Below are 2,716 nucleotides of genomic sequence, written 5' to 3'. Positions count from 1 at the left end.
AGTGAGCTGATGGAAAAGTGGTGTGATCAGCATGGTATTGAGCATGTATTTACTCAACCAGGCAATCCACAGCAAAATGCATATGTTGAGCGATTTAATCGTACAGTACGTTATGAGTGTCTAAATCAATATTTATTTCGAGATCTGAGCGAGGTGCAGGACTATACAACTGACTGGCAGTACTTTTATAATCATGAACGACCTCATATGTCAGTAAATGGTTGTCCACCTATTTTTAAACAATAACAAGGCTTTAGATTTTCTACCCATTAATTCAATTAAAAATGGGGGTATTACCGAGCCAAGTACAAACTGTGATCGGCTTTATGTTTGCAGCAGTATTGATTGGTATTGGTTTTGGCTCAGCACAGCCATGTTTGCAAACCATTTCCATTCAACGGTCACCAAAAGACCGCATTGGACTTGCCACTTCAACTTATTTCTGTTGTTATGACATTGGAATTGCCATGGGTGCTTTAGTTTTAGGTTATGTCATTGCAGGTTATGACTATACAGTGGCGTATTTACTGTGTGCTGTTTTGACATTAATCAGTTTAGTTTTCTATAAATTTGTTGTAGCAAAACAACCCCATTCAGACATTCAGGCTTAGATTTAAAAACCCGATTCAAAAAGATTAAATTTTTCAATACAGCCCACCCAAAAAACCTGAAATTTAAGGTTTTTTGGGTTTCTGAAGTTTTCTTTTTATGCAGTTTTAGCCAAAATCTGACGATTTAAGCTTTCAGCTACCTCAATGAGCAGTTGCTCAGTCTTATCCCAACCCAAGCAGCCATCAGTTACAGATTGACCATAGGTCATATCGCAAGAAATCTTTTGATTCCCATCGACCAAATAACTTTCTAACATGATGCCACGGACTTGCGTCTGTTCACGTTCTGCCACAATGGTACGTAAGACTTGCGGTTGTTGTTGTGGGTCTTTAAGGCTATTGCCATGACTGCAGTCAATAATCAATGCAGGCAACTGCCCTTTGGCTTTTTGTTGAATTTTCTCAATTTCTGCCAATTGATAATTTGGTCCAGAATTTGCACCACGTAAAATTAAATGCGCGTGCGGATTACCTTGTGAAGACAAAATAGCAGGTAAACCTGACTGGCTCATTCCCATGAATTGATGTGGATGACTCGCCGACTGAATTGCATCTAATGCAATTTGAATGGAGCCATCAGTTCCGTTCTTAAAACCAATGCTATAAGGCATTGTACTGGAAATTTCACGGTGAATTTGTGATTCACTGGTTCGTGCGCCAATTGCACCCCAAGCCAGTAAATCATCAAAATATCCCGTTGCCATTGGACTTAAAATTTCAGAGGCAATCGGTAAACCCATTTCTATAATTTTTAGATAAAGTTCACGTGATTTTTCTAAGCCAAGTTGCATATTTGCAGAGCCATCTAAGTCTGGGTCATACAAAAAGCCTTTCCAGCCTATTGTAGTACGTGGTTTTTCGATATAGGCACGCATCACCAAGAAAATTTGATCTGAAACTTGGCTTTGTAATTGCTTTAATTTTTCTGCGTATTCGAGTGCTGCTTGCGAATCATGAATTGAACAAGGTCCTGCAATGACCAATAAGCGAGGATCTGTGCCTGCTAAAATGTTCTGAATAATTTGTCGATGTTGTGCGACTTGTTGTTTTAGCGCTGATGAAAGTGGGAGTTGCGCTTTGAGTTGATACGGTAAAATTAAACTAATTTCAGTATTGTTGATCTGTTGTTGTAAAGTGATATTTAAAGCATTCATTTGTCTGTTCCTTTGGACTGTTTCTTTTTTTTACAGTCTGGTCATTTATTTCAGCGTTATGGGGCTAATCGATTGCAAGGCTTGAGTCATAGATTGACTAAAGTTAAACCAATAAAAGTCGTTAAAGTATGAATAATTAACGTTGTACATGATTAAATCTCCGAGAAACCTATAAAATTCAAAACACCAGACATAAAAAAACCTGATCAGGGTTGCCGATCAGGTATCAACTGGTGGGCAACCTTTTGCCCGAACGCGACTCAGGCAATCATTGAAACTGCCAAAAGTAATAGTAAGCGTTAGCGATTAAAGGTTGCTTTAACATCTTGTTTTCATCAAAAAATGAGCTGTTAAAATAAAAATACGCTGTATTGTTCCATTTGGCAATCCTTTTTGTAAAATAATTTTTATTGAATGTATTTATCAAAAACTAAGCAAAATTTATCTACGGTCTTTAGCAAATCTGAAATTAAAAAAAAACAAGCAGAAGCTGGTTTTTGTTGTATCTTTATTTAAGCGTGCTACTCATAACTGATCAAAATGAATCAAACTATTTATGGATTTACCTTCATGCATAAAATCAAAGTCCTCGTTAATTTGCGCTAATCCCATGGTGTGCGTTACAAATGGTTCGAGTTGAATATCACCCTTCATTGTACTAGCTCAAACCTGATCTGACAGTTACCCATTTTTTATTGTGCCTGTCAGGTTAAATTTGAGCTAAATTTTTCTCAGCCCAAATCCGTTTTCCATCAAGTAAAGTTTCAAGTGGTGTACGACCACAGCACATTTTTCCTTGATGAGTCCGTTCAGTATTATAGAATTTCAGCCAATCGTCTAGATCAACTTGTAATTCTTCCAATGAGCTATAAAGCTTCTTCCTAAACGTAATTTGATAGAACTCCTGCAAAATCGTCTTATGGAAACGCTCACATATACCATTTGTTTGCG

The 2,716-nt window shown here is 37.3% G+C and carries 4 protein-coding genes and 1 pseudogene; 2 read left to right on the top strand and 3 right to left on the bottom strand.

Going from position 1 to position 2,716, the window contains the following annotated elements:
• Together BJN41_RS13915 and BJN41_RS13910 are read left to right on the top strand one after the other, a co-directional pair.
• Positions 1 to 246, top strand: a 246-nt coding sequence (locus BJN41_RS13915; protein WP_141730415.1) for an integrase core domain-containing protein, incomplete at its 5' end; no start/stop codon positions are given.
• A gap of 38 nt (positions 247 to 284) precedes the next feature.
• Positions 285 to 611 (top strand): MFS transporter, encoded by a 327-nt coding sequence (locus tag BJN41_RS13910; protein ID WP_070155941.1) that lies wholly within the window; start codon positions 285 to 287, stop codon positions 609 to 611.
• Between the two features lie 95 nt (positions 612 to 706).
• On the opposite strand, the gene BJN41_RS13905 is transcribed toward BJN41_RS13910, so the two are convergent.
• From BJN41_RS13905 to BJN41_RS13900, 3 genes and pseudogenes are all read right to left on the bottom strand, one after another.
• Positions 707 to 1,765, bottom strand: coding sequence for a 3-deoxy-7-phosphoheptulonate synthase (locus BJN41_RS13905; RefSeq protein ID WP_070155940.1), 1,059 nt, complete (start codon positions 1,763 to 1,765; stop codon positions 707 to 709).
• Between the two features lie 525 nt (positions 1,766 to 2,290).
• Positions 2,291 to 2,419, bottom strand: a pseudogene (locus BJN41_RS15735) (S-(hydroxymethyl)glutathione dehydrogenase); the annotation flags it as partial.
• Between the two features lie 55 nt (positions 2,420 to 2,474).
• Positions 2,475 to 2,716 (bottom strand): integrase core domain-containing protein (locus BJN41_RS13900; RefSeq protein WP_141730354.1); only part of this gene is annotated, 242 nt, incomplete at its 5' end.

Origin of the sequence: Acinetobacter towneri (assembly GCF_001758345.1) — a bacterium.
GTDB lineage: Bacteria > Pseudomonadota > Gammaproteobacteria > Pseudomonadales > Moraxellaceae > Acinetobacter > Acinetobacter towneri_A.
The sequence above is the reverse complement of the archived record's forward strand: the minus strand, read 5'-3'. Positions and strand labels throughout refer to the sequence as shown.